Source organism: Microcoleus sp. S36b_A4 (genome assembly GCF_036700645.1).
Taxonomy (GTDB): Bacteria; Cyanobacteriota; Cyanobacteriia; order Cyanobacteriales; family Microcoleaceae; genus Microcoleus.
The window spans coordinates 1-3,644 of record NZ_JAUBPI010000187.1; the positions used below are offsets into that span (position 1 = coordinate 1).

General features: G+C 48.9%; 3 protein-coding genes and 1 riboswitch. All 3 genes read right to left on the minus strand.

Translation table 11 applies throughout. The features are described 5' to 3' along the window. Positions 1 to 281: 281 nt before the first annotated feature. The gene (locus QUA03_RS28520; protein WP_333217041.1) at positions 282 to 992 is read right to left on the minus strand and encodes a precorrin-2 C(20)-methyltransferase; all 711 of its coding nucleotides are present in this window, start codon (positions 990 to 992) and stop codon (positions 282 to 284) included. Next, positions 989 to 1,618: a precorrin-8X methylmutase gene (locus QUA03_RS28525; protein ID WP_333217043.1), complete on the minus strand. Its 630-nt coding sequence runs from the start codon at positions 1,616 to 1,618 to the stop codon at positions 989 to 991. The genes QUA03_RS28520 and QUA03_RS28525 overlap by 4 nt, the downstream gene beginning before the upstream one ends. A gap of 179 nt (positions 1,619 to 1,797) precedes the next feature. Beyond that, complete coding sequence (gene cobG / locus QUA03_RS28530) at positions 1,798 to 3,375, minus strand: precorrin-3B synthase (RefSeq protein ID WP_333217045.1); 1,578 nt, start codon at positions 3,373 to 3,375, stop codon at positions 1,798 to 1,800. Between the two features lie 8 nt (positions 3,376 to 3,383). Continuing rightward, a riboswitch (adenosylcobalamin-variant (AdoCbl-variant) riboswitch) is annotated at positions 3,384 to 3,463 on the minus strand. Positions 3,464 to 3,644: the final 181 nt, after the last annotated feature.

Genomic DNA, 3,644 nt, shown 5'->3' on the forward strand with positions numbered 1-3,644 from the left:
AAAAGCGTTCCCAGACGTTGGCGCTTTCGCGCTGCTGTAAGGTTGTTGTCATTGTTTTATGATTGCTTTATTTGGTTTTCAATGTTCGTGACGGCTTTGTGTTCCGCCATGTAAATAAACATAAAGCATATTCTCAGGTTTGTAAAGTTTTTTTAACAACAGATTAACTAATGAAAGTTATAAGCTTAAGTTATCAATATGAAGAAAACTGGATAAAGAGGTAAGAATGCACAAAAAAGTAGGTAAAGCCTGGAAGCGCGTCGCCTTCAGGCATGGAAATATTAAGATACAGACTTTTGCTGGCTGGGGATCATAATGAGAGCCCAATAGGGAACTTCAGCGGGATCGACATCTGCGATCGCCCGAATTCGCTGATTCGGCATAGTTGCGCGTTCTATATACAGTGCTCGATCGAACTGTCCCAACTCAATCAGTACGTCCCGGACTTTCGCAAAATGCCGGCCCAGCTTAATAATCACAGCAGCATCAACAACCGCCAGTCGATCGCGCAAAACCTCAGCCTCCAGCGTCGCAGGCATAATACTTAACACATCGTTACGATAAGTCAGCGGCACCCCCAACGCAGCCGCACTCGCCATTGTCGAAGAGATTCCCGGCACAACTTCAGTGGTAAATGTCCCTGACAAACGGTTGAATAGATACATAAACGAGCCGTAGAGAAAAGGTTCGCCCTCACATAGCACCGCCACATCCTGTCCCTCGCTCAGATGGGCGGCAATTTTCTCGGCAGCAATATCATAATAAGGTTGAGACGATCGCGTCGGACTAAAAGGTAGCGGCATCGGAATCTCAATTTGCTCCGGGCGCAGATAATCTGCGACGATCGCCCGCGCCAGCACCTTACCATTTTCCATCGCCGGATAGGCAATCACCGACACCGATTGCAAAATCCGATAAGCTTTCAAAGTAATCAACTCTGGATCGCCAGGGCCAATACCCAAACCATACAATTTACCATTCGCCTTAGTCATAATTCATCCTTTTTCGCTAACGCATTAACGGCCGCCGTTGCCATTGCACTGCCACCGCGCCGCCCGTGCAACGTAATAAATGGCACTCCCCGACTGTTGGTGGCCAGTTCGGCTTTGGATTCGGCAGCCCCCACAAATCCTACCGGGAAACCCAGAATTAAAGACGGTTTAGGTGCTCCGGCATCCAGCATTTCCAGTAGCCGGAACAAAGCAGTTGGGGCATTGCCAATTGCCACAACCGCACCCTGCAAGTTGTCCAGCCATAAATCCAGGGCCGCCGCAGATCGAGTATTTCCCATTTGCCGTGCCAACTCCGGGATCTCGGAATGCCAGAGGGTGCAAATCACCGGATTGTCAGCGGGAAGGCGTTTGCGAGTGATGCCTTCGGCCACCATCCGGGCATCGCAGAGAATAGGCGCACCTGCGACGAGGGCGTTGTGTCCCGCGGTGGCTGCACCGGGGGAAGCTGCTAAATCTGTAACAATATCGGTCATGCCGCAACTGTGAATTAGTCGCACGGCTACCGATTCTAAATCGGGTGGCAAGCTTGACAAATCTGCTTCGGCTCGAATTGTGGCGAAGGATTTAATGTAGATTTCTGTTCCGTCTCGAATGTAGTCAATCATTGTTTAAAACTGCTATGAGAATTTCGTGGGATTTGTGAAATAGATTTTTTGAATGAACCGCGAAGGCTCTTTCGGCGAAGCCGTTCCCGTAGGGTAGGACGCGAAGGAAGAAAGATCCAGAGAGATTAGGAAGAGAAATACTTAAAAATTGTCATTTTTAATGGGATCTTTTTTCACTTTTAATTCCGATTTTCGGTGCTCAACAACTCCTGCAATTGGTCGATCGCCTGCCGATCAACAAACTCACCAAATGACTCCAAAGGCTCTCGAAACCGCTGATACACTCGCAACATTCGCTCGATCGCACGGGGCATCTCGATCACACTCACCGCCGGAAAAATTGGTCGTCCGAAGGGCAAATCTTTTCTACCCGCATAAATGTCGTAACCTTCGATCGTCTCGTGTCCTCGCTCAATCTGAATTCCCACCAGCGTGATATCAATTGGCTGGTGCTGGGCGCAGGACTTTTGGCAACCGCTGAAATGAATGTTAATCGGCAGGTCGATCGTCAATTTTTGCGCTAAATTCCGCACCATTGCTAGGGCGTGACTTTGAGTATCTGTCGCCGCCGACGCACAGCCGCTGCTGCCGGCACAAGCCACCAAGCACGAATCTAGGCGAGTCGCCGACGAGTGCAATCCCAAATCGGCGATTTGCTGTTTTACCTCAAAAAGCTGAGAGTTGGGGATATCAGAAATCAACAGATTTTGCCACGGCGTAAGTCTCAGAGTACCACTGGCTAGTTTTTGGGCTACATTTGCCAAATTCCGCAGTTGCTTTGATTCTAGCCTACCTAGAGGCAGTGCAATTCCCATGTAGGATAAATCCGACTGTCGCTGAGGGTGGATGCCGAGATGTCGGTGATTGGGGAGGGATTTTTCAGATAAGTCGATCAATCGGGCGGGCAAGATGCCCACCCCACAAGGAAATTCACTCTTTGTGGAACAGGCATCTTGGCTATTTTTGGGAAATGTGCAAGATGTGAATTGCCCTAAAAATGGTAAATTCTGCTGTACCCTTTCTAGATAACTTTCAGCGCCCCAATCTGCCAGCAGGTGACGCAAACGCGGTTTTTTGCCATCAATTCGAGGTCGATTTTTGGTGTATTCAAGATAGGTGCTAGCGAGGGTGGCTAATACTGAAATACATTGCGATTCTTGGATTAAAATTCCTGTATCGCCGTTTAAATGTAGCCTAAAAAGGATTTCTGATTGGGTTGAAAGCGCTTCAGCAGCTAATAAAATATCGTTGCGTAAAGCCTGGATCGAAACAGATTCCCCGCCGTCGAAGCCAATACTGAACTTAGGCGAAAGTTCCGACAATTCGGGATTCGTTTGCAGGTAATCATCCCAAGCTTTCACTAGCGGGCGAGTATCGAGTAACTGCTGGCGATCGATCCCTGCTGTCGGGCTTGCCATAGTATTGCGAATCGGGTCAACTTCAACGCGGCGAGACGCTATCCCCAATTCCTGCAAGCGGTTCCAGACTTCCGGGGCAATTTCCGATTTCACTTCTCGGATTTGCAAATTTGCCCGATTTGTCACTTGCAAACAGCCGGTACTGTATTGATCGGCTAAATCGGCGATCGTCCGACACTGCTGCGCGTTTAAAATTCCCCCCGGAATCCGCATTCTCGATAAAACTCCGTCTCGGGCTTGGGAACCGTAAAATAAACCCGGACAAGTCGGCAAATCAGTCAAAGCTAACAAATAATCTCCTCCCCGTGCTACGCAGGGAATCCAAAAGTAAACGCCCACAAAGCGCCCCCGAAATCGGCATTCTGACTTTTACAGTTGCGGCACAGCGCCGGAATTGCACCGGACTTTCCCGCTTTCAGGTTTTAGAAAGGTATCACGAGCTGACCTACAGAAAGCAAAACCCTCAACTTTCTTAACAAAACCCCTGGCGATGGCGTCGGACCCCGCAACCTACGCCCCTGTCTCTCCTTACATCAGCTTTCCTAATCACAGTCATCAGTTTAACTGTCGTCAAACCCCTTTACAAACCTTAACAACACCGTTAATAA